This window comes from Amorphoplanes friuliensis DSM 7358, from assembly GCF_000494755.1.
GTDB classification, from domain to species: domain Bacteria; phylum Actinomycetota; class Actinomycetes; order Mycobacteriales; family Micromonosporaceae; genus Actinoplanes; species Actinoplanes friuliensis.
This window is the reverse complement of record NC_022657.1, coordinates 7,078,349-7,100,338: the sequence shown is the minus strand read 5'-3', so window position 1 is coordinate 7,100,338 and position 21,990 is coordinate 7,078,349. Positions and strand designations below refer to the sequence as shown.

Annotated in this window: 10 protein-coding genes; 5 read left to right on the top strand and 5 right to left on the bottom strand. The window is 66.8% G+C overall.

Annotated elements, in window-relative coordinates; genetic code table 11:
• Positions 1 to 341: 341 nt before the first annotated feature.
• The 3 genes from AFR_RS46395 to AFR_RS32745 all read right to left on the bottom strand — a co-directional run bounded on the left by AFR_RS46395 (position 342) and on the right by AFR_RS32745 (position 11,466).
• Positions 342 to 821: a hypothetical protein gene (locus AFR_RS46395; protein ID WP_148308133.1), complete on the bottom strand. Its 480-nt coding sequence runs from the start codon at positions 819 to 821 to the stop codon at positions 342 to 344.
• A 4-nt stretch (positions 822 to 825) separates the two neighbouring features.
• The gene (locus tag AFR_RS32750) at positions 826 to 7,710 is read right to left on the bottom strand and encodes a polymorphic toxin-type HINT domain-containing protein (protein WP_148308132.1); all 6,885 of its coding nucleotides are present in this window, start codon (positions 7,708 to 7,710) and stop codon (positions 826 to 828) included.
• 63 nt (positions 7,711 to 7,773) lie between these two features.
• Positions 7,774 to 11,466 (bottom strand): LamG-like jellyroll fold domain-containing protein, encoded by a 3,693-nt coding sequence (locus tag AFR_RS32745; protein ID WP_084298213.1) that lies wholly within the window; start codon positions 11,464 to 11,466, stop codon positions 7,774 to 7,776.
• 650 nt (positions 11,467 to 12,116) lie between these two features.
• Between AFR_RS32745 and AFR_RS48135 the strand changes: the two genes are divergently transcribed.
• Positions 12,117 to 13,475: a ricin-type beta-trefoil lectin domain protein gene (locus tag AFR_RS48135; RefSeq protein WP_023561115.1), complete on the top strand. Its 1,359-nt coding sequence runs from the start codon at positions 12,117 to 12,119 to the stop codon at positions 13,473 to 13,475.
• Between the two features lie 434 nt (positions 13,476 to 13,909).
• Here the strand turns inward: AFR_RS48135 and AFR_RS32735 are convergent, their stop codons facing one another.
• A complete protein-coding gene (locus AFR_RS32735) occupies positions 13,910 to 15,169 on the bottom strand; it encodes an MFS transporter (RefSeq protein ID WP_023561114.1) in 1,260 nt (419 codons plus the stop codon).
• Between the two features lie 114 nt (positions 15,170 to 15,283).
• Entirely contained in the window at positions 15,284 to 15,565 is a 282-nt protein-coding gene (locus AFR_RS32730; protein WP_148308131.1) for a hypothetical protein, read from the bottom strand.
• A 74-nt stretch (positions 15,566 to 15,639) separates the two neighbouring features.
• Between AFR_RS32730 and dapE the strand changes: the two genes are divergently transcribed.
• From dapE to AFR_RS32710, 4 genes are all read left to right on the top strand, one after another.
• Positions 15,640 to 16,704: a succinyl-diaminopimelate desuccinylase gene (gene dapE / locus AFR_RS32725; protein WP_023561112.1), complete on the top strand. Its 1,065-nt coding sequence runs from the start codon at positions 15,640 to 15,642 to the stop codon at positions 16,702 to 16,704.
• A 23-nt stretch (positions 16,705 to 16,727) separates the two neighbouring features.
• Positions 16,728 to 20,063, top strand: coding sequence for an AMP-binding protein (locus AFR_RS32720; RefSeq protein ID WP_023561111.1), 3,336 nt, complete (start codon positions 16,728 to 16,730; stop codon positions 20,061 to 20,063).
• Between the two features lie 81 nt (positions 20,064 to 20,144).
• The gene (locus tag AFR_RS32715; protein ID WP_023561110.1) at positions 20,145 to 20,960 is read left to right on the top strand and encodes a S1C family serine protease; all 816 of its coding nucleotides are present in this window, start codon (positions 20,145 to 20,147) and stop codon (positions 20,958 to 20,960) included.
• A gap of 31 nt (positions 20,961 to 20,991) precedes the next feature.
• Positions 20,992 to 21,987, top strand: coding sequence for an AAA family ATPase (locus AFR_RS32710; RefSeq protein ID WP_023561109.1), 996 nt, complete (start codon positions 20,992 to 20,994; stop codon positions 21,985 to 21,987).
• Positions 21,988 to 21,990 lie beyond the last annotated feature (3 nt).

Here is a 21,990-nt window from a genome sequence, read left to right as displayed (position 1 = left end):
GTTCGGTCCTCGGCCTCCGCCCGCGGAAGGCAGGCCGCGAATACCGAGAACCTGACCGGGTGCTGTCTCCAGCCAGTACACCCACGGACGCTTGACGTCCTGGGGCCGCTGCGTCCGTCTCGGTAGGTTAGTAGATCTACCGTCGCGCCATCACCCGGTCAGCCCGTTGTAAGCATCTCCCTCGGAGATGTACTGGTCGGTTCCCAAAATGTACCGTCCACGCGCTTCAATGAGCCCACGCGCTAACTCGGTAAATGAGCGAGCCAGGACAGCGCTGCCTTTCCTGCCGCGTATTCGGATTTGTTCAACGTGTGACTCACGCTTGCTATTCAAGCTTAGCGTCATCGAAGGCCGCGATCGTCGCCTATGCGATCCCGTAGACGCCGAATATTGTCTACCGGGAACGGAATTCCTCCCCAAGCAACACGATAAGATGCCGCGTCTTGATATTCGGCCAAGACATCTTCAGCCATGGTTGCTGCCTGACGGACAAAGCGGTCGACGCTCACATGGCCATTCCATCGAAGACGACCACCGCCCCACCGTCCATCTTCCGAAGACATGTCTTGAAAATCAACAATCTGCAGGTACACGCGCGAGCTGGCACCGCCGAAGAACAGACAGGAGCCTCCCGGTTCTGCCGGCAGAAATGCTATCGCCGAGCTAGAACCGCCCTGCAGGTCCAGGGCCGCTTGCAGAACAGAACCTAAACCGTCACCGACGTAGGTCGTATGGATTTCGACCGTTTCCTCTCGGAGATCCAGGCAGAACGTTGCTGAGCCAGAACCTGTAATACGCCAGCGCAGGGAAAATTCATCCATACGATCACCTCGGGTATGCGGTACGGATTGATCCATCAGTGTTCAAGATTACTTCTACTGACGTCTCGCCGCGGGATCCGACAGGGTATTCAAAGTCCACTGTATGCTTCGTCCCATCTCGGGAAATCCCCGTCAATGGATCAGGAGTATTCGGAACTCCGCGAGTTCTGACAGTGTCCTCAATCAAGCCTCCGATGTCATCCAAATTCAAATAGTTCGAGAATGTGGTGTTTCCTGGGGCAACCCCTGGGCTTCCGTCTACATGTTCATTTAGCACGTGCTGCCAACCGTCACCCTTGAAGAGGTTTCCACAATTCGTATTGTGAACGAGGATCGGGGTGTTGTCGGCGAGCACATAGTACGTGTGGATGTCGGCGACAGTGAGGTTGTACATGAAGCGGCGGCCAACGTAGGACTTGGCTGAAGCAACCAGGGTGCGGGATTTGTCCGCCGTGAGGAGGGGTGTTCCGGCTGCGAGGTCCTCGGCGTGACGCCAAGCCTTCTGTTCAGCGTCCCAGAAGGGGTGTTCCTGTGTTGTCTCGATCGTCGAATGCGCACCGGAGGCGCTGCGGATCGTTAGATCGGTGAGCTCGGTGTCATCGTTGACGTGTGTAGCGACGACCGGTCGGGCCTCGGTGCGGCCCGTGTCCGGATCGGTGGCCAGGACGAGGTCGTTCTCTTTGATTTCTCCGATGGGCTTCTTCGAACCGTCACCCATCATGACCAGCGTGCTCGGTGCGAAGCTGTTAAGGCAGCCTTCGGGCTTGCCTCGCCGGGCTGCGCTTCCCTCTACGCCGTCGGCGAGCGCAGTTTTGGGGGTCTTCGGGGCCCCTTTTGCTCCTTTGCCGCCGGCGAACATGAGTGCGATGGTGGAGACGAGATAGGTGCCGTGATACGTAGCGTCGGTGACGTTGTCGGCGGTTACTGCGGCTTCGCCATGGGCGTAGAGGCCCTTGAGCATGTTCCAGGTGCTGCCGCCCATGCCAGGAGCGGAGTTCCAGGTGCGCTTGGTTTGGCCCCAGAGGGCTTGCCAGACGGTCATGTCGCCGTTGCCGATGGCGGTGCCGTCAGCGACGCCCTGATGGTAGGCGCTCTCGAAGAGGGAGTAGATGCCTTGGGCGGCGCCGAGGGTCGCGTCGAATCCGGCGTCGAGCTGGGCTTTGAGGCCGGCTCCGATCACCGATCCGACCGAGGATTTCCCGCCGTTCCCGCTGCTGGTACCACTGTTGCCGGTTCCGCCGCCGTCGCCTCCGTTATTGCCTCCGCCGTCGCCATTACCTCCGCCGTCGCCATTACCTCCGCCGTCGCCGTCGCCGTTGTCGGAGGAGCCGTCCGGGTTCTCCTTGAAGCCGGCGCCGATTTCGCCGTAGAAGAGGTCGTCGTCGCGCAGCCCTGTGGGGTCGCTGTGCCCGATCGGGTCGTTGCCGGAGTAGGAGTAGGCGTTCCACTGTTGTGGGTCGGACAGGTCCTGGATCGGGTCTACCGAGATGAACCGGCCCAGTGTGGGGTCGTATTCGCGGGCGCCGAGGTGGGTCAAGCCGGTGGGGTCGTTGTCACCGCCCACGAAGCCTTTGTTGTTGGGCCAGGCGGGCGCGGTGCCGCGAGGGTTGCCGTAGGGCTGCTGTCGGCGGGTCGTTACCTGTTGGTTGTAGGCGTTGACGGCGATCTGCTGGGTGCCTTGGTGGTCGTTGAACAGCCAAGTGAGGCTTTGCTGGCCGGTGGTGCGTGACGCGACGGTCGCGCCGTTGAAGGTGTAGTAACGGGTGCCCGTTTGGACGGCGGTGCTGCCGGAGACGGTGCGGCGGATCTCCATGCCGGGCAGGTAGAGGGTGGTCCCGCCGGCGTCTCGGCGGATCAGACGGGCACCGTTGGCGTCGTAAAGGTTGGTGGTCGTCTGACTGCCTTCGACGATCTTGGCGGCTTTGCCCTCGCTGTTCCAGGTCAGGGTTTGCGTGGCCGTTGCGCCGGGCCGGGTAATCATGTTCCCGGTGTTGTCGTAGCCGTAGGCGGCGGTGCTGCCGACGGTCTGCCCGGGAGGTGTGGTGGTCATCGAGGTGACCGCATGTGGTCGCACGACGTTCGGGCCGGGCGTGGGGACGCCGTAGGCGCGAGTGGTGTCTCCGCTCGCGGTGTGCGAGATCTCTTCGGTGCGGTTACCGAGTTTGTCGATTTTCCAGGCCAGCCAGTACGGGGCCGGACCGCTGAGGTTGTCCACCGACGGTGCGGACCCGCAGCTCACCTCGGTCTTCGGTGTCCATGCTGAGGTCAGCCGTTGGAGCTGGTCGTAGTCGAAGCATTGCTTGTCGGCTTGGCCGTTGGCCGGTGTGTCCGTGATCGACAGCGGGCTGCCGGCCTCCTGGTAGGTGTACACGCGATCAGAGACGGCGCTTGAGGCTGTCTCCGGCTTGACCGTGATCCGGTGCGGACGGCGGGTATCGAGCTCGTAGGACACACTTTGCTCGGTGTGAACACCGCTTCCGGTCTCCATAGTGGTGATCGTCGGTTCACCATAGGCGGAGTACTGCTGGCCCGTGACATACGTGTTGACCTGGGGAAGATTTGTTTCGAGGCCGTAGGGCAGCCCGGTGCGGGCATCGTACTTGGTGGTGACGGTCTCGGTGACCTGGTCGCCGCCGGGCGGGTAGGTGAGGGTGGTAGGCGCTCCGGTGTAGGTGGAGTAGCCGTGACCGTAGGCATAGGTCTTGCCCAGACCGGTCTCCGCGGCGGGGATGACCCATTGTTCGCCGGCGATTTGGTATCGCTGGTTGAAACCGACGGCCTGCCATTTGTAGGCGTTGCCGTTGTCGTAGCGGATAGCCTCGGTCAGCTGGCCCTTGATGGGCGAACCGGTGTAGAGCTTGTCGTACTTCCATTCGATGCGTTTGTTGGCGTCGGCGACGGTGTCGTCGTAGAGGCCGGTCTTGCGGCCGAGGGTGTCGTAGGCGTAGGCGAGGACTTCACCGCGTGCGTCGGTGGTGCTGGTGAGGTCGCCGGCGTCGTTGTAGGTGGATGTGGTTCTGCCCTTGTCGGGGTCGACGCTCTCGATCTGGCGTCCACGCACGTCGAACTTGTAAGTCCAGCGGTTGTCGGCGGTATCCGCGACAGTTACGAGCTGGTCTTTGCTGTTGTGAGTGTATTTGGTGGCTTCGTAGGCCCCGGCCGGTCCAGCGTCGGTCGTGTACTGGCGCAGTTCGACGGTCCGGCCGACGGCATCGGTGAGGGTGGTGGTCGGTGTGGCGCCGTCGGGCGGGACGACGGTGCTCCGGTCGCCCTCGTAGGTCGTGGTGGTACGCCACTTGGACAGAACGTTGGCTACGCCGTCGCCAGACCGGAAGACCGACGCCGTCGCTCGTCCAGCCCTGTCGTACAGCATCAAACTCTGCGTCGGGACAGACCATTCCGGTTCCGCCCAAAGAGTTCCTGTCGGCGCGCCCGGTTCGGAGTGCGCGGCATAAGTCATTTCGACACGACCGTATCGGTCATAGAGGGTGTCGGTGACGACGCGTAGCCCGTCGACAGCTGACGCCGTCTGGGTTTGCCGAGGTCGTAGGAGGCCGTCGTAGATGTCGTAGGCGACGTTGGTGCCGCCACCGGCATTCAGTGACTCGGTCTTGATGTAGGGGTAGTTCTTGCGTTCCGGGTCGAAGCTGTAGGTGTACTTGACCGATGGCCGGTCAGGGCTCTGAGCGCGAGGCCAGCCTTGATCCCAGACCTGTGAGGTGCGTCCGAGCGCGTCGTAGGTTGCTTCGGTGACACGATTGTTCTGGTCGGTGATCTTCGTCGGTGAGGCCCACGCCGGGTGGAAGTCGGTCGTGGTCGTCCATCCGGCCTGAGTGGTGTCGGCGCGCTTGGTGCCGAGGCTGTTGTCCGGCGTGTACACCGACGTTGTGGTGTTACCGCGGAGCGGGTCGGTGGCGGTGAGGCGCCGTCCGTAGGAGTCGAAGGTCGCGGTGGCGGTGGTCAGCCACGTGGTTCCGGCCGCTGCGGTCCAGTTCCTGAGGACGTCGGTGCGGGTGAGGTCGCCGCGGGTCGGGGCGGTGGCGTCGCTGCCGGCGGTGTCGTAGAACGACCGTGTGTCGGAGATGATGTGGTCGGTGGTGGTCGGTGCGGTGCCGCACGGCAGCGTCGTGACGGTGACTCGTCTGGGTAGCGTGACGATGTTCTTGTCCGTGTTTCGGTTGTACGTGGTGCTGGTGCACTTCTCGTCACCGGTTTTCGCGACGTCGCCGTTCTCCTGGACCGAGGTCGCCACGCCGTAGGTGTCGTCGAAGGTGCTCTGCGAGCTGGTGACTCGCCACCCGCGGGATCCGTCGACGCCGAGTGCTGTTCCTTTGTAGGTCACTCTCGTTCCGGTGTAGCGGGCGGTCACGGTGTCGCCGTTGATGGTGCGTGATGCGGTTGGGTCGGAGCGCCACGGGACGTTGACGATCTTATTGACCGGTTTGTCGTCGGTGCCGTTGTAGACGATCTGCTCGCGGACCATGCCGGCGAACTGGTCCTCGTCATACACCGTTTCTGTGCCGAGTGATGCCGGGACGGTGACGGAGGTGGTTCCGCCTGCTGGGGCTTCGCGGTCGCCGTGCATGCCCCGCATGTACTTCGTTGTGGTCAGCGTCTGGTTCGTGTCGCCGACTTTGGTCGTGACGCTCGCGTAGCCGCGGAACTGGTTCCAGGTCTTGCGTTTGGGCTTGCTCAGTCCGTCGTCGTCGGCGTAGTGCCAGGCCGGTTTTCCACCGTAGGTGTAGTAGGTGTTCTTGGGCGGTACCTGGTGTCCGCCCACGTACTGGCCGTCGGTCTCAGAGACGTGCTCGACGACGTACTTGTGCCACCATTCGGTGATGTCCGGCCCGTCGGGGTCAAGCGGATTCGGTCCGATCACGGGGTAGCAGAGCCGGTCGTTGTTCTGCGGTGAGGACGGCAGGTCGTCCGTGGTGCAGTCGGCCTTGGAGTAGGTGACTTGGATCCGGGCGCCGGTCTCGGTGTAAATGTTGCTCAGGCGCTGCCAGTTGTCGGTGGTACTGGTCGGGGTCTGGACCCGGTTCTGTTTCGGGTCCGGTTCGAAGGTGATCGCCGGGAAGGTGGCGGTGCCGCCGACGTGCCCGGTGTGCACGATCGAGTCCAGCCACAGCCCGCCCTTCTCGCCGTCACCCGGCGACGGGAAGCTGTGCTTGAGCGCGTAGGAGTCGACGTCCTGCCAGGCTGGGGTGGTTTTGGTGGTGTCCCAGATGCGGGTGCGGACCTCGGCGAGCCGTTTCGTCGACCAGAACGTCGGTGAGAAGTCCTCGCACGTGGTGGCCCCGGCTTTGCACTCCTGGTCCCACGGGGTGTCTTTCCACTTGTCGTGGTCGGAGCAGTCCGAGGTGCACCGGTCCGCGGTGCTGAAGTTGACCTGGGCCAGGGCCTTGACCGAACGGTCGCTGCTGCCGCGGTCCCAGGTTCCGTAGTCGATGCGGGTGAGGGTGCCGCCGCGGACGTACGACACGTTCTTGCTCTCGGTGGCCTCGGCCGCGTACTGGTTGGTTTCCTTGTCGTACCAGAACGAGGTTGTCTCGCCGTGAGCGTCGATGGCGTAGTCGAGGTTCCAGCGCCAGGCCTGTGTCAGCCGGGAGTCCGAGAACTTCGTGTCGTGACCGGGCTCGCCGGCGTGGTTGCCGTAAACCGGAACGGTCCAGGCAGAGTCAGTCGCTGCGCTTTGCCCAGGTAGCTTGTTCAGTCCGAAGAAGTACTGGGTGCCGTCAGTGGTGGTGACTTTCCAGTGCTCGCCGTTGTCGTCGGCATTGTCGGCGCCGGTCAGCCGCTCGATCTTCGAGCCGTCCTCGGTCCGGGCGTGCCAGCCCTTACCTTCCTGGAAGACGAGTTCGGTGCTGCTTCCTGCCAGGGAGAGGGTGGCGTTGTTCGACCGCCAGCACAGGTCACCGGTGTAGGTCGGGTTGTTGTCCTCGCCTTTCTCGTCCTCTGCGCAGGGAACGTAGCGGCGCTCGATGAATCCCGGGCTGTACTCGAACCCTTCACCGATCCAGGACGGCTGGTTGTTCGTCGCCGACGAACGCCCGTCGACACTCGCCGAGGAGTACGACAGCGACACGCCGGGTGAGCCGCCGCCGATCGACGGTGGGGTACGCATCGGGTACGACCAGCTGAATCCGCCGGTGGAACTGCCTGCGGACCAGCTCGACGACGCCGACAGGGGCGTCGCTGCGAAGTCACCGGAGGCACCGGACGGGCCGGCGGCCAACGCCACCATCGTGGGAGTGGCTTCCGCCGCATTCGTCGCAGGTACCGCGACGTCGGCCGTCACCGTCATAGCAGAGGAATCATTGGCCGACGACAACGGCTTCGCGCTGCAGGCGGCCTTGTCAGGGGTCGTCAGCGCACACGCCGGGAGCTGCCACAGGCGCAGTCGAGAGGACCAGTCGCCACCGTAGGCGTTGGCGAAGGCCGAGTAGTTCATCACGATCGGGGTGGTGCCGGCGGTCCGGGCCGACAGTTCAGCGACGACACCAGCCTTCCAACGCTCTGGCAGGGTGTTGCGGTCGATGACCTTGGCCGTGACGTCGGCCGGCCGGGCGGCCTGCGCGGCGGCCGCCCGGCGTCCTGACGGGGCTGCTGTCACAAGTTCGGTTCCTGCGGCCGGCCAGAGCGGTGCAGGGGGATCGAACTCTGGATGGGCCTTCGGTTTCCATCCGACCCCGGCGATCTCACCGCCGTCCTTGTCCACCTTTTCTACCTGGGCTTTCAGATGGCTAGGTTTGACGGGCTCGGCCAGGGCCGGCGTCACCGACAAGGTCGAAGCAACCAGGGCGCCGGACAATGCGGCTGCACACACGAGCCGGATCCGCGTCGCGCGAGCGAGGCGGCCGATGACATACGGACGAGGGACACGGCTCATGTAGATGTCTCCTGGGAAGCGTGAGTCGCAGGGGAGGAGTTCGAGGGGAGCTGACACGACGTGCTACGGGGCATCGACACTCTGGCTCGCATACAGCTCGGCTACCTGGGCGGCAGTCATGGCACCCTGATAGACGCGGACGTCATCGAGTCCGCCGAACCAGGCGTCGGTCCAGCCACCTGAGGTGTTGTCGGCACTCCACCAGGAGTTCCCGACGATCAGCGGACCACCGGCATTCCACAGACCCGGCACCGAACCGGACTGGGCGAGTTTGCCGTTGACGTACAACTGCAGCTTCTTGGTCCCGGCGACGTAGGTGACCGTCAACTGGGTCCAGGAACCGGCATCGTCGATGTCGATCGGCGTCGGAGCGACGATGTGGGTGTAACTCTCACCGAGGTCCTGGTCCAACGAGGGCACCATCACCTCGAACCGCTGAGCGGAGACCGAACCGACCGTAGACTTGCGACTGCCGAGATAAAAGGCCGACTGTTTGCCGCCCTTGGGCGCGATGGCCGTCATCGTCGTGTCGATCGAGTCGACGTGCGTCATAACCGACACCGTGAACGACTGATCGGTACGTACCACCGGACTGTCCTGCCATTGCGGCTCATCCTCCGGCCCCGCGGTGTTCTGTTGCGAGAAGCCGTACTCCCGGGTCGCGGTGCCATAGACCGGGTCATCCGGCCCCACCCACCAAAGGTGCTGATTGTCGAAGGCCGCGAACCCCCCGCCACTACCGTCACCGATCTCGGTACCCGGGGTCAGGCGAAGGCGCCGTCCCCACGGTGCCGCGTCTGCTGCCGCGCAGGTGTCCGGGATCGCAGCGTCGTAACACTCCGAGGCGACGGCGAAATCCCAGCGACCGACCTCGATCGGCGTGAGGATGCCCGGCTCGTCCAGCATCTGTGAGCCAGGCTCGGCGATCCTGCCCGTGAAGTCGTCCTGCACCAGCACCCGATCAAAGACCTGAACGTCGGCGACGCTGCCGAAGAACTGATCGGTCCACTGCGTCGGAGTCAGTTTCCGGTCACCGATCCGCAGCGGTCCGGCGGCACTCCACATCTGCGGAGCGTCGGCTTCGCCCTTCATGACCCCGTCGATCCATACCCGGATCTTCTTCTCGGCCGCGTCGTACCCACCGGCAACGTGCGTCCACCGGCCGGCCACCGCCGTGTTGACCCCACACACCGTCGTCAGCGCGGCAGTCGCAGCCACGTCCTCGTTGCGCAAGGTAAAGCAGAACGACTTGTCGGCGATGCCGTCACCGTTGCGATCGTCGCTGCGGTACTGCAACTGGAAGTTGGCCGTCTGATTGCCGTCCTGCGACACGATGTTCTGGCCACCGGTCATTTGATCTAGCTTGACCCAAGCAGCGACCCCGTAGTTTCTCGCGGTGTCGAGTACCGGTGTCGTGGTGGTGAGCACACCGGTCCCGGTGAAGGTGGCAGTCGATGTACCGACCATCCGCTGCCGATCTGACCAGGAGAACCCGGACGTGGATGCGCTGAGCGGTGTGTCTCCCGCCAGCTCTCCCTGCTGATCCGAGAGCGCGTCGTCCGTACTGACGCCCGGGTAGCTTTCGAGACCCCACCGCGCCACCGGTGGAGACGGGCGCTGCACGATGATGGACAAGGAGCCGTCACCGACGTTCTTCGTGCTGTCGACAGCCTGGAGATACAACACGTTCTCGCCATACTTCGGCGCGCTCAGGGTCACGATCACCGACTTGCCGGGCCTGTTCGGGACCGTTTTCGCTGCGATTTCGTTGCCCGCCGCATTCCACCCGTAGCGGAACTTGGTGACGTCGGCTGCGGTCGAGCTGATTTCGAACTGCCCAGGCTTGCCGGGTCCCTGCGGCATCGACAGGACGGTTCCGACCACCGGCGGGTCGGTGGTATCGATATGGAAGTAACACCAGTCGGACCATGGGCTGGTGATCTCGTACGGCGCAGGATCCTTGCCCTGTACCCGGAAGGCGTACGTCTGGTTGTTCACCGCGCCGGAGGCCCGAACGCTGGCATCGCGGCTGTTGGCCGGAGTCTGACTGACCGCCGGCGAGGTCATCTTCGTCGAGATGGCACCGTTGACGACTTTGTACCACTCCCACGTGCTCCGCAGCGTCTGGCTGGTATCAGAGTCAGGCATGAAGGCACCGAAGTACGGGTTGGTCAGCCCGACGCCCACACTGGCTGACTGACAAGCCACGCCGTTGACCTGCAACGAATATGGCTTCCCGGGTTTCGCATCGACATCGGCGATCAGCTTGGCGCTGCCCAGGAAGAACTTCTTCCAGCGGTCCTTGGCGTTCTCGTACTCCTGGTTGTCGTTGCCGGCGGAGAACGCCATCGTCACCGTGTCGGCGCTGCGTCCCGCAAGGGTGTTGACCAGCGACCCGATCGCACCACCGGTGAAGGTGACAGGACTGTCCGGCTGCGGCGAGTCCTCACACCCGACTCCCTCGTTCGCATGCGACTCAGCGGCCGACAGGTGCTTCAGGAACGGGTTCGACGACTTCCACGCCGTCCGCGGCGTCGACGAGATCGGATTCGCGCTGTACATGTGCGTCCACGTGGGAGTGCAGGCCCAGGAGTGGTCGACCTCCATCTTCACCTTCGCGGACTCGACGTGCTTGCCCTTGAGTGCGGCCAGGGAGAACTCGAAGTAGGACCGGTAGATCCGGCCATCGGGATCCATACCGACCCGTGCCCGCGACACGTCGCCGTTGCTGGTGTTGTTGTTCGTCGCGTACGCCCACCGCTTTTTGCCGGTGCTCCACTCCGGGTCGATGAACAGCGGGAAGGTCGCAGGCCCGGCCAGCATGTCCGCGTCCGGCTTGAGCACCAGGTCCCCTGCCGAGTTCACCTCGGTCTCGACCGACACCACGCGGGCGGCATCACCGGGCGCCGCAGCAGTCGAGATGTCAGGGCCGGCGCCTTGGACGGCGGCAGCACTCTCCGCCGAGGTTTTCGCGGTGGCGCCGGTGGAGCGGGAATCCCACATGGCCGGCGCGGGCGCTGAGGCCAGCAGGCTCGAGCCCGCTGCTGCCTGCAACGAACCATCAGGCAGACGGGATACTTCCGCCGCACCACCGAGGTCGAAGGTGATCTCTCGCAGCGCCGAGTTCTTCGCTGCGTCCGCTGTCTTGACCGTCAGCACATGCGAGAAGCCCAACGACGTCGCGCGCACCACCAGGTCGACACCCGGCAGTATTTCGGCGTAAGTCGCCGTGTCGGCTGTCACCGTCGGGGCCGGAAGGTCACGGCCCGGCCAGGTCATGGTGAACGACTTGCCGTGATCAACCAAGGTGACCAGCGGCCCTTCACCACCGGAGGAGAACCGCACATCGGCGACCGAAGACTGCGGACGCAACGTTCCCTCCGCGGACTGCTGCAAGGTCAGGTCGACATCCGCCCAGGACCCGTCAGATCGATGAACGCGCTGAGGCAGGACCGTCGACTCGTACGTCAGGTTTCCACCGGGTTCGGCGAAGAACTGGCTGTACTCCGTCCGCTCGGACATGATCTCGACTCGGGTATCGGACTCCCGGGCAAGTCTCATCGCCGCGGCCTGGTCCTGACCGGTGGTTGCTGCAGGCAACCGGGTCGGCATCGCCGTCTGCGTGCCGGCCGCCGAGGCTTCGGAGGGCACGGCTGTAAGGGCGGCGGAAAGCAGCAACGACGTGGTGGTCCAAGCGATCGAACGCCGGAACACCCGAAAATGGGCGCGCGAATCTACAGCAACCAAAACAGTCATCCCCCGTACCTGTGAAGCGGCAACGGAACTTTAGGGGGATCGATGATGGTATGTAAATCAAGATCACAAGCTGCAAGCACAAAACAGACACCGCAGCGCATGTGTGTCGGAGCGAACACGGAGCGCTACAGCTGTCCGCCCGGCGCGGGCACCAAGGACTCCTGCCGGGTGTCTAATCCCAACCATGGCTTGTCGTTTCCGGGCCTAGGTACTGGCCCGATGGCTGATCCAGGTCTCCGTGGCGACCTTGCGGAGTCGTGTCTCAAGTCCAGAGGTCTCGGCCGTCGCGGCCGGATGGGTCAAGGGCGAGCAGGGTCACTGCGGTTCGAGGGAGTCCTCACGATCGCGCTGGTGAGGCGCGGAAACGAACCGTCGGGACGGCGACAGATGGCCCCTAACCAGCGAAAACGCGGTTCTTATTCTGCCACGTATGGTCCACCAAGGTTTGTGCAGGTCAACGGCCCGTTGCCGAGGTTTCGGTAACGGGCCGTTCGCATTTTTAATCCTTACGTGGGGCACAAGATCATCTTCGACCGGTCCGGTTCGACAGCGCCGACGCTTGTGCTGCATCGACAGTTAGCAATGTTTACGTAATACTTGTGTCACACCTCGTAGTAGAGCGAACCACTCCGTACGAGAGGACGTTCTCCGTGACACTGACCCCAGGTTTTCAAGGCCGAACGCTGTCACGCAGCCGCCGGCGCCTCTCGGTCCTCCTCATCGCGGTCGTCACTGCACTCGTCGGTAGCGCGGTCATCCAGCAGCAGCCCGCGCAGGCCGCGTGGAACCTCGTGTGGGCCGACGAGTTCAACGGGTCCGGCGCGCCCAGCAGCGCCAACTGGAACTACAACGTCGGCAACGGACTCAACCCCGGCCTCAACTCCTTCGACGGCTGGGGCAACGGCGAGTGGGAGTGGTACCGCCCCGAGAACTGCACGCAGTCCGGCGGCAACCTCGTGATGCGCGCCAACTGGCTCACGACGCCCATCACGGTCAACGGCCGCAACTTCTACCAGACGTCGTGCCGCATGACGACGGACACGAAGAGGTCCTTCCAGTACGGCCGCATCGAGGCGCGCATGGCGCTGCCGACCGCGACCGGCTCGTGGCCGGCTTTCTGGATGCTCGGTGACTCGTGCGACGAGTCGTCCACGAGCGCCTACAACCCGGCACAGACCTACCACGACCGCCTGCCCACCAACTGGGCCAGTTGCGGCGAGGTCGACATCATGGAACACGCGAACGCGAACGCGACCGTCACGAACAACATCTTCTGGGATCTCCGGACCGGCGTGTTCCCGTGGACAGCGGGTCAGAACGCCAACTACGTTGCGAACCCCGCCGTCAACAACGCCGCTGCCTTCCACATCTATGCGATCGAGTGGACGGCCGCACAGATCCGCTGGTACGTCGACGGTGTGCAGACGCACGTGATCGACACGACTCCGGCCACCCTGGAGGAGTTCCGCAAGCCGTTCCACATCATCTTCAACCTGGCGCTGGGCGGCACGTACCCCGGACAGAACCCCGTGCAGAGCCAGTTCCCGCTCACCGCATCGATCGACTACGTGCGCTACTACCAGGACGGTGGGGGCACGACGCCGCCACCTCCCACGGGCGGATCCGCGACGCAGATCAACGGCCCGAGTGGCAAGTGCGTCGACGTGGCCGGTGACAACACGGGTGGCAACGGCGCGGCTGTGCAGCTGTGGGACTGCCAGGGCACGGCGGCGACCGACCAGCAGTGGACGTGGAACGGGCAGACGCTCCGCACCCTCGGTCGCTGCCTCGACGTCCAGTCCGGCAGCACAGCCAATGGCGCCAAGCTTCAACTCTGGGACTGCAACGGTGGCGGCGCTCAGAACTGGGTCCAGGAAGGCAACCGGCTGCGCAATCCGCAGAGCAACAGGTGCATCGACTCACCATCGGGCGCCACAGCGAACGGGACCCGATTGCAGATCTGGGACTGCAACGGAACGGCCGCACAGTCCTTCGTGAAGGCCGCGTGACGGCCGGCCGAGGGGCACGCTGACAGTCAGGGCGCGGGAGTGGACAGGCTCCCGCGCCCTTGCGCACGTCCGGGGAATGGCCGCCGAGTCGATCCTGTGATGGTGGCGGCCGGAAGTCCGGTCACACTCGTCGAGCCTCGATGGTAGGAGCGGCGTTACCAGGCTGATCGCTGCCGGCGCGGCGATCATGAAGGGTATGTCGACGACGGAGAATGACCTGGGCGATTTGCTGCGGGCCTGGCGTGAGCAGTGAGGCGTTCGAGCGGCCCGATCATCAGCGTATGTGCGGCGTCTGCGGGTCCGGCAGACAGCCGACGAGGTCCATGACGTTCCAGTATCGAGACTGTTCGTCGTCGCCGATGTCTCGACCCGATCGACCACGCCGCTGGTACGCCCTTGCGACCAGAGCAGTTCGAGCGCGGCACGCACCGTACTCACTTGTTGTTGATCTCGATGCGGCGGAGTGAGGGGACGAGGGCTGTCAACAGCATCGCCGCGGCTCCGATGCCGCCGCCGGCGTAGGCGACCGTCGTGCTGCCGACCGCCTCCGTGAGGGCGGAAGCGGAGATCTGGCCGACGGGCAGGGACAGGAACGACCAGAACTCGTCGTGGGCGCCCACCCGGGAGAGCAGGCGTTCCGGGATGTGAGTGTTGGTCACTGTCACCCAGACGAACGTGAAGAACTCGGCGACGATGCCGGCGATGAAGGTGGCCGTCATGAGCCAGGCAAGGTTCGAGCTCGCGCCGAGCAGAATGAGCGGGAGGGCCGCCAGGGCCATGGCGGTCAAGGCCGGCGTCATCGGTCGCCGCATGATCGGTATTTTCACCAGGATCAGGCCGGCCAGCAGCGCCCCGACGCCGCGGGCGCTCAGTGCGAGGCCCCAGCCGCCGGGGCCGATGGTGTCGTTCGTGATCACCGGGCCGAGGACCTGCCAGAACCCCATGGTCGTCGCGTTGAAGATCGCGAAGGCGAGTGTCACCGACCAGATCCACGTCCGGGTCCGGAAGTATTTCCATCCTTCGGCCAAGGCGCTCAGCATCGAGGGGTCGTCCGCGGCTCGTGGTGGTCGGCCGGGCAGGGAGATGCGGGCGAAGCAGGCGGCCGCAGCGAGGAACGTGGCAGCGTCCGCGGCGATTGCCCAGCCGCCGCCGGCCGAGGCGGTCAGGAAGCCGGCGGCGCTCGGCCCGAGAATGCGGGCGGTATTGCCGGCGGAGGCCAGCTGCGAGCTCGCCTGTTGCAGAGCACGGCCGGACACCAGGTTCGCGAGGATGCCCCGCAGCGTTGGTGTGGTCAGTCCCTGAAAGACGCCGTTGAGAGCGGCCAGCGGGAGCAGCAGCGCGGGGCGTTGGTGGGTGAGCAGGACAACGGCGACGCCGGCCTGAGTGATGCCGGCCCCGAGGCTGGTCAGGCGAAGCACGGAATCCCGGCGGTAGCGATCGGCGATGCCGCCGCCGATCAGCATGGTCGCGACCATCGGGATCACCGCGGCGGCGAGGACCGCGGACAGCCAGGCCCCGCTGCCGGTGATCTCCAGGACGCCGAACGAGAGGGCGACCGGCGACATGAAACTGCCGGCCAGGGAGACCGACCGGCCGATGAAGAACCAACGAAACGGCGGCGAGGACAGCGGCCGATCTGTCGGAAGATGTCGTGGCTCGGAATCGTCACCGTCCGGCGTTTCGACTTCAGCCACGAGGGCCCACGCTGCCAGCGCAGGCCCGGGGCATCAAGCCGATTTCGGGTCAGCCTGCAATGGCAAGAAGACCGGCCACGCCGCTACGTTCCAGCCCCATTGTGTGTGCGGTGATCACGACGGCCGGACTGCGCTGAAGATGCCGGGCCAGTTAGCCGGTAGGACGCTGAAGGTGTGGTGCTGGTATCGGGTCATGAGTAGGTTGCCGGGCGCGCTCGTGGTGGCATCCTCTGACCGGGCGGCTGCGAAGCAGTGGGTCAGGCAGTCCCAGTCACGATCTTCTTCCGGTACGCCGTTGGTGGCGAGGGCGTCCGTGACGACCGGGTCCTTGAAGAACGTGTCGTTCCAGGCTGTTGCTGCGCAAAGGAGATATCTGAGCTGGACGGTCGCAGGCACCGCCATCTGTTCCGCGGCGCGGGAGCCTGTTCACGGGCGGTGGTGGGGGTGGGGGCTCGACTAAGATTTTGGGCATGGTTGAGCTTGGTGGGGACGTTGTCGCTCTGACGCAGGTGCTGTGTGACATTCCGTCGGTCAGTGGGGACGAGAAGGTCATCGCCGATGCGGTCGAGGCGGCGCTGCGGCCGCTGGCGCATCTCGAGGTGCTGCGGGACGGCGACGCGGTGGTGGCGCGGACCCGGCTGGGGCGGGGCACGCGGGTGATCCTCGCCGGGCACCTCGACACCGTTCCGATCGCTGACAACCTGCCGACCGTGCTGAGCGGGTCGGGTGACGACGAGGTGCTGCGGGGGCGGGGCACCGTCGACATGAAGGGCGGGGTCGCGGTCATGCTGACGCTGGCCGCGCAGCTGACCGAGCCGCGGTACGACATCACCTACGTCTTCTACGACCACGAGGAAGTCGCCGCGAAGCTCAACGGGCTCGGGCGGCTCGTGCGTAATCACCCCGACTGGCTGGTCGGTGACTTCGCGGTGCTGGGTGAGCCCTCGGACGCGACCGTGGAGGCCGGCTGCCAGGGGACCATGCGCGTCAAGATCACCGTGCCCGGCGTTGCGGCGCACGCGGCGCGGCCGTGGCGGGGCGTCAATGCCATTCACGGTGCCGGGGCGGTCCTGGACCGGCTGCGGGCGTACGAGCCGCGGCAGCCGATCGTGGAGGGTCTGCAATATCGGGAGGCGCTCAACGCGGTGCGCATCGAGGGTGGTGTCGCCGGCAACGTGATCCCGGACGAGTGTGTCCTCTACGTCAACCACCGTTTTGCGCCCGACCGGGATGTCGCCGAGGCCGAGCAGTTCCTCCGGGAGTACTTCGCCGGGTTCGAGCTCGAGGTCACCGACGCGGCTGCCGGGGCGCGGCCGGGGCTGGACAATCCGGCGGCCAAGGAGCTCCTCGCGCTTGTCGGGCGTACCCCGGCTCCGAAGCTGGGATGGACGGACCTGGCGCGGTTCAGCGGTCTCGGGGTTCCTGGGGTCAACTTCGGGCCCGGTGACCCGCTGCAGGCGCACACCGCGGAGGAGCACTGCCCGACACCGGCGATCCGCGAGGCGTTGCGGGTGCTCACCGACTGGCTGAGCTGACCGCAACCGGATCCGGGGGGACCGTGCGACTGCCGCTGTCGCAAGCACAGCTCGGTGTCTGGCATGCGCTGCGGCTGGACCCGGCGAGCCCGGCGTTCGACATCGGCGGTCATGCCGAACTCCCCGGGCCCATCGAGGCGGACCTGCTCGAGCGGGCCGTCGGCGCGATGGTGGCCGAGGTGGCGGCATTCCGGGTGCGGTTCGACGACACCACCGAGCCGGTCACCCAGGTCATCGCGCCCGAGGTGCGGATGCCGCTCGCCCGGCTCGACCTCACCGGTCCCGAGGCGGCCCGGGCCTGGATGCGGGCCGAGCTGGGTGTCCCGCGTGACCCGACCCGCGACCCGCTTCTCGAGGTGGCGCTGCTGCGGGTCGGCGACGAGCGGCACTGGTGGTTCGTGCGCAGCCATCACCTCGTGCTCGACGGTTACAGCGTGCCACTGGTCTGCGGGCGGGTGGCCCACATTTACACCGCCCTGCTGCAGGGTGCGGATCCGGGGCCGAGCCCGTTCGCCCCGTACCGGGGGCTGCTCGATGCGGAGACCGCCTACCGTGAGTCACCGGATTTCGGCGCGGACCGGGAGTTCTGGCTCGGGCGGATGGCGGGCGCGCACGACGTTCCGACGCTGGGAGGTCGCATCGGCCCGCCGCTCGGGCCGTTCCACCGCAGCGCGGCCGAGCTGCCGGCCGCGGTCGCCGAGACACTGCGGGGACGCACCTGGGTGCCCGCGGTCATGGCGGCCTTCGCCGGCTATCTCGCGCGGCTGACCGGCGCCGGTGAGCTGCGGCTCGGTGTGCCGCTGGCCGGCCGCTCCGGCCCGCTGCTGCGGACGCCGGGAAACGCCGCCAACCTGCTGCCGTTGCGCGTCGCCGTCCGGCCCGGTCGTGATCCGGCCGACCTGATGGCCGCGGTCGCCGCCGAACTGCGCCAGGTCGTCCGGCACCAGCGTTACCGCGGCGAGGACCTGGCCCGGGACCTCGGCGCGGTCGGTGCCGGGCCCGCCCTCTTCGGCCCGAGCGTCAACATCCGTGACTTCGACCACGGTCTCACCTTCGGCGCGGGCGAGACCATGCTGCACGACGTCACGGCCGGGCCGGTCGAGGATCTGACCCTTTCGGTACGCCGTGAAGGCAGCCGTTTCGGCCTGTACCTCGACGGCAACGCCGGCGCCTACAGCCGCTCGGACGTCGAGGCCCACCTGCCCCGCTTCGTGGATTACCTCACCGCCTTCACCGGCCGCCGCGTTGTCCCCCGGCAGCGGTCGGGGGAGTACGAGTCGGCTGATCAGGCCCGGGCGCGGCGTACCGGCGGGCACCGCCACGGCCCGGCGCCCGCTGTCCGTCCGCCCGGACTCGCGGAGGCGTTCGCGCAGCAGGTTCGGGCCACTCCGGACGCCCTCGCGCTCCACGACGGTGACCGCCGCTGGACCTTCGCCGCGCTCACCGGCCGGGTGGACCGGCTGGCGGCGGCCCTGCGCGTTGCGGGTGCCGGGCCGGAGAAGGTGGTGGCGCTGATGCTGCCGAGAGGAGCGGAATACGTGATCGGTCTCCTCGCGGTCGCCCGGACCGGCGCCGCCTGGACGCCCGTCGACCCGGCCCGCGTCGCGCACATACCCCGACCCGACTTCATCCTGGCCGGCGATGCCCTGGCCGGGGAGGCGCGGGTCGGGGAGGTCCTGGCCGGCAATGCCTGGGGCGGTGAGGTCCTGGCCGGCGAGGGTGCAGTGGTCGCGGCTCCTCCGGTCAGCTCGACAGGTGGTGTGCCGTTGGCGCTCGCTGCCGTGCCGGTCGTCTCGGTCGCTTCCGAGGCCGAACCGCCGTCCACGTGGCCCGTGCCGGACCCGCGGAACCTTGCTTCCGTGATCGCGACGTCCGGCTCGACCGGCAGCCCTCGGGCGGTCGCGGTCACCCACGGTGCAATCGCGAACCTCCTGAGCAGCCACCGCACCGGCATCATGACCGCGACGCGGCTGCGCGTCGGCCACACCGCGCCCTTCACCGTCGACGCGGCGCTCGACCCTCTGCTCTGGATGGTCGCCGGTCACGAGCTCGTCCTGCTGCCCGAGGAGACCTACCGTGACCCTTACGCCCTGGTCAGCGCGGTGCGGGAGGCGCGGGTCGACCTGATCGACGTGCCGCCGTCGTACCTGCGGGTGCTGCTGGATGCCGGCCTGCTCGACGGTGAGCACCGCCCCGGTGTGGTGGTGTTTGGCGGGGAGGCGGCGCCGGCGGAGTTGTGGAGACGGTTGCGGGTGGCTGCCGGTCGTGGGCTCAACGCTTACGGGCCGACGGAGTTCACCGTGGACGCGCTGGTCGCGCGGGTGAGCGACACCGAGGCGCCGGTGCTGGGTGTGCCGGTGGCGGGCGCGCGGGCTCTGGTGCTCGACGGTGCGCTCCGGCCCGTACCGGAAGGGGGTGTCGGTGAGCTGTATCTGGGCGGTCCGGGGCTTGCGCGCGGTTATGCCGGGCAGCCGGGGCTGACCGCCGGGCGGTTCGTCGCGGATCCGGTGGGACCGCCCGGCGAGCGGCTGTTCCGGACCGGCGACCTGGTGCGGCTGATGGTCGGCGGTGATCTGGTGTTCCTGGGCCGGACCGACGATCAGCTGAAGATCCGCGGTTTCCGGGTCGAGCCGGGTGAGACAGAGGCCGTGCTGGCCGCCGACCCCGGGGTGCTGGCCTGCGCGGTGGTGCCAAAACCGGGCCCCGGCGGCACGGTCCTGGTCGCCTATGTCGTCCCCGCACCGGTCGCGCCCGGACCAATCCCCGGGCAAGCACCCGGGCCAGCCGCGCCCGGACCAATGCCCGGACCGGCCGCGCCCGGACCAATGCCCGGGCAAACACCCAGGCCAGTCGCGGCCGGAGCAGTGCCCGGGCCGGTCTCGCCCGATTTGGCGGCCGGGCCGGTGGAGCTCGAATTGGTGTCCGGGCCGACCGCGCCCGGGGCAGCCGGGAGTCGTTCCGGCGGGGATGAGCTGGCCGGTTTGCTCATGGTTCGGGTGAGGTCGGTGTTGCCGGAGCACCTGGTGCCTGCCGCGATCATGGTCGTGCCGGAGTTGCCGCTTGCTGCCGACGGGACCCTCGACCGCCGGGCCCTGCCCGCCCCTGAACTGCGGGGTGACCGGCCCTACCGGGCGCCGGGCACGGTGACCGAGTCCGCGCTCTGTGACTGTTTCGCCGAGGTGCTGGAGGTCGGCCGGGTCGGTGCCGACGACGACTTTTTCGCGCTCGGCGGCCATTCGCTGCTGGCCGGTCGTCTGCAGGGGGTGATCCGGGAGCGGCTCGACGCTGGGGTCAGTCTGCGGGCGATCTTCACGCATCGCACGGCGCGTGCTCTGGCCGGGTTGCTCGACCGCACCTGACGTCATGGTCTTTTTGCTCGTGGACGGGAGAGGACAGCGGGCTCCCGGCCAATTTTGAGAAAACGCTCCTACAGTCGGGTGATGGTCAGTCAGGTGGTCGTGCGGGGTGACCCGCCCGCTGAGCCTCCCCAGCGCCCCATGAGCTGGTGGCGCAGGGCACTGATCGGGGCCGTGGTCCTCTGGGCCGTGGGGATCACCGCGGTGGTGCTGCTGCGTGACGGCGGTTCCGAGGCGCCTGCTGCCGCCCGCCCGGTGCCCAGTGCGTCGGCGTCGCCGGGACCGCTGACCCCGGCCGAGGTCTACCAGGCGTTGCTGCCCTCGGTGGTCCGCATCGAGACGACCGGCGCGACCAGGGCCGACTCGGCGACGGGCACCGGGGTGATCGCCAACGGGGACGGGACCATCCTCACCGCGCTGCACGTGGTCGACGGCGCCCGATCCGTCAAGGTCAGCTACGCGGACGGGACGGAGTCGGCCGCCACCGTGGCCAGTAAGGCTCCCAAACAGGACATTGCCACTCTCACGCCGGCGAAGCTGCCCGAGACGCTCGTGCCTGCGGTGCTCGGCGGCGGGCTGGCGGTCGGCGACGACGTGGTGGCGATGGGCAACCCGCTCGGACTGACCGCGACCACCACCTCCGGTGTTGTCTCCGGCCTCGACCGGGCGCTGTCCGAAGGCCGGTCCGGTGCCATCTCCGGGCTCATCCAGTTCGACGCGGCGGTCAATCCGGGAAGTTCGGGCGGGCCGCTCATCAACAACCGCGGGCAGGTGGCGGGCATCGTCATCGCGCTCGCGAACCCGACGGACGCCGGCACGTTCATCGGCATCGGCTTTGCCGTACCGATCGGTGCTGCGCTCGGAGCCGGTGAGGGTGACGGGCAGGTGCCACCGCTGTGACCCGGCAGGACCAACTGACGAGGACGGACAGATGAACTGGAGCGACACCTCCACGCCCGCCGCGGCCGGCCCGGTCGAGAAGGTCCTCTACGAGGTCAAGAAGACCATCGTGGGCCAGGACGTGCTGCTCGAACGGATGCTCGTGGCGCTGCTCGCCCGCGGGCACATCCTGGTCGAGGGTGTTCCGGGGCTGGCCAAGACGCTCGCGGTGAAGTCGCTGGCCGAGGCGATCGGCGGTGACTTCCACCGGGTGCAGTTCACGCCCGACCTGGTGCCCGCGGACATCATCGGCACCCGGGTCTACCACCAGCCGACCGGCGAGTTCCAGGTGTCGCTCGGTCCGGTCTTCACCAACCTGCTGCTCGCCGACGAGATCAACCGCGCGCCGGCCAAGGTGCAGAGCGCGCTGCTCGAGGTGATGCAGGAACGCCAGGTCACCATCGGCCGCGAGACGCACCGGGTGCCGAACCCGTTCCTGGTGATGGCCACCCAGAACCCGATCGAGTCCGAGGGCACCTATCCGCTGCCCGAGGCGCAGATCGACCGTTTCATGATGAAGGTCGTCATCGGCTATCCGAGCCTGACCGAGGAGTTCGTCGTCGTCGAGCGGGCGCTCACCCCGGCGGCCGTCATCCAGCGGATCATCGACCCGGAGGCGCTCGTCGGGCTGCAGCAGGAGGCCGACCGGGTCTACGTCGACCCGTCGCTGATCGACTACGCGGTGCAGCTCGCCCACGCCAGCCGCGATCCCGGCCGCGTCGGCCTCACCGACCTGGCCCGGTACGTGACGTTCGGCGCCAGCCCGCGGTCGTCGATCAGCCTGGTGCTGGCCGCGCGGGCGCTCGCGTACATCCGCGGGCGGGACTACGCCGTACCCGAGGACCTCACCGACCTGGCACTGGACGTCCTGCGGCACCGGCTGGTGCTGTCGTACGAGGCGCTCTCCGACGACGTGACCGCCGACCTGATCCTGTCGAAGATCGTGGCGAACCTGGTGGTCCCGGAGCCCGCCGGACGGGGTCGCTGAGGC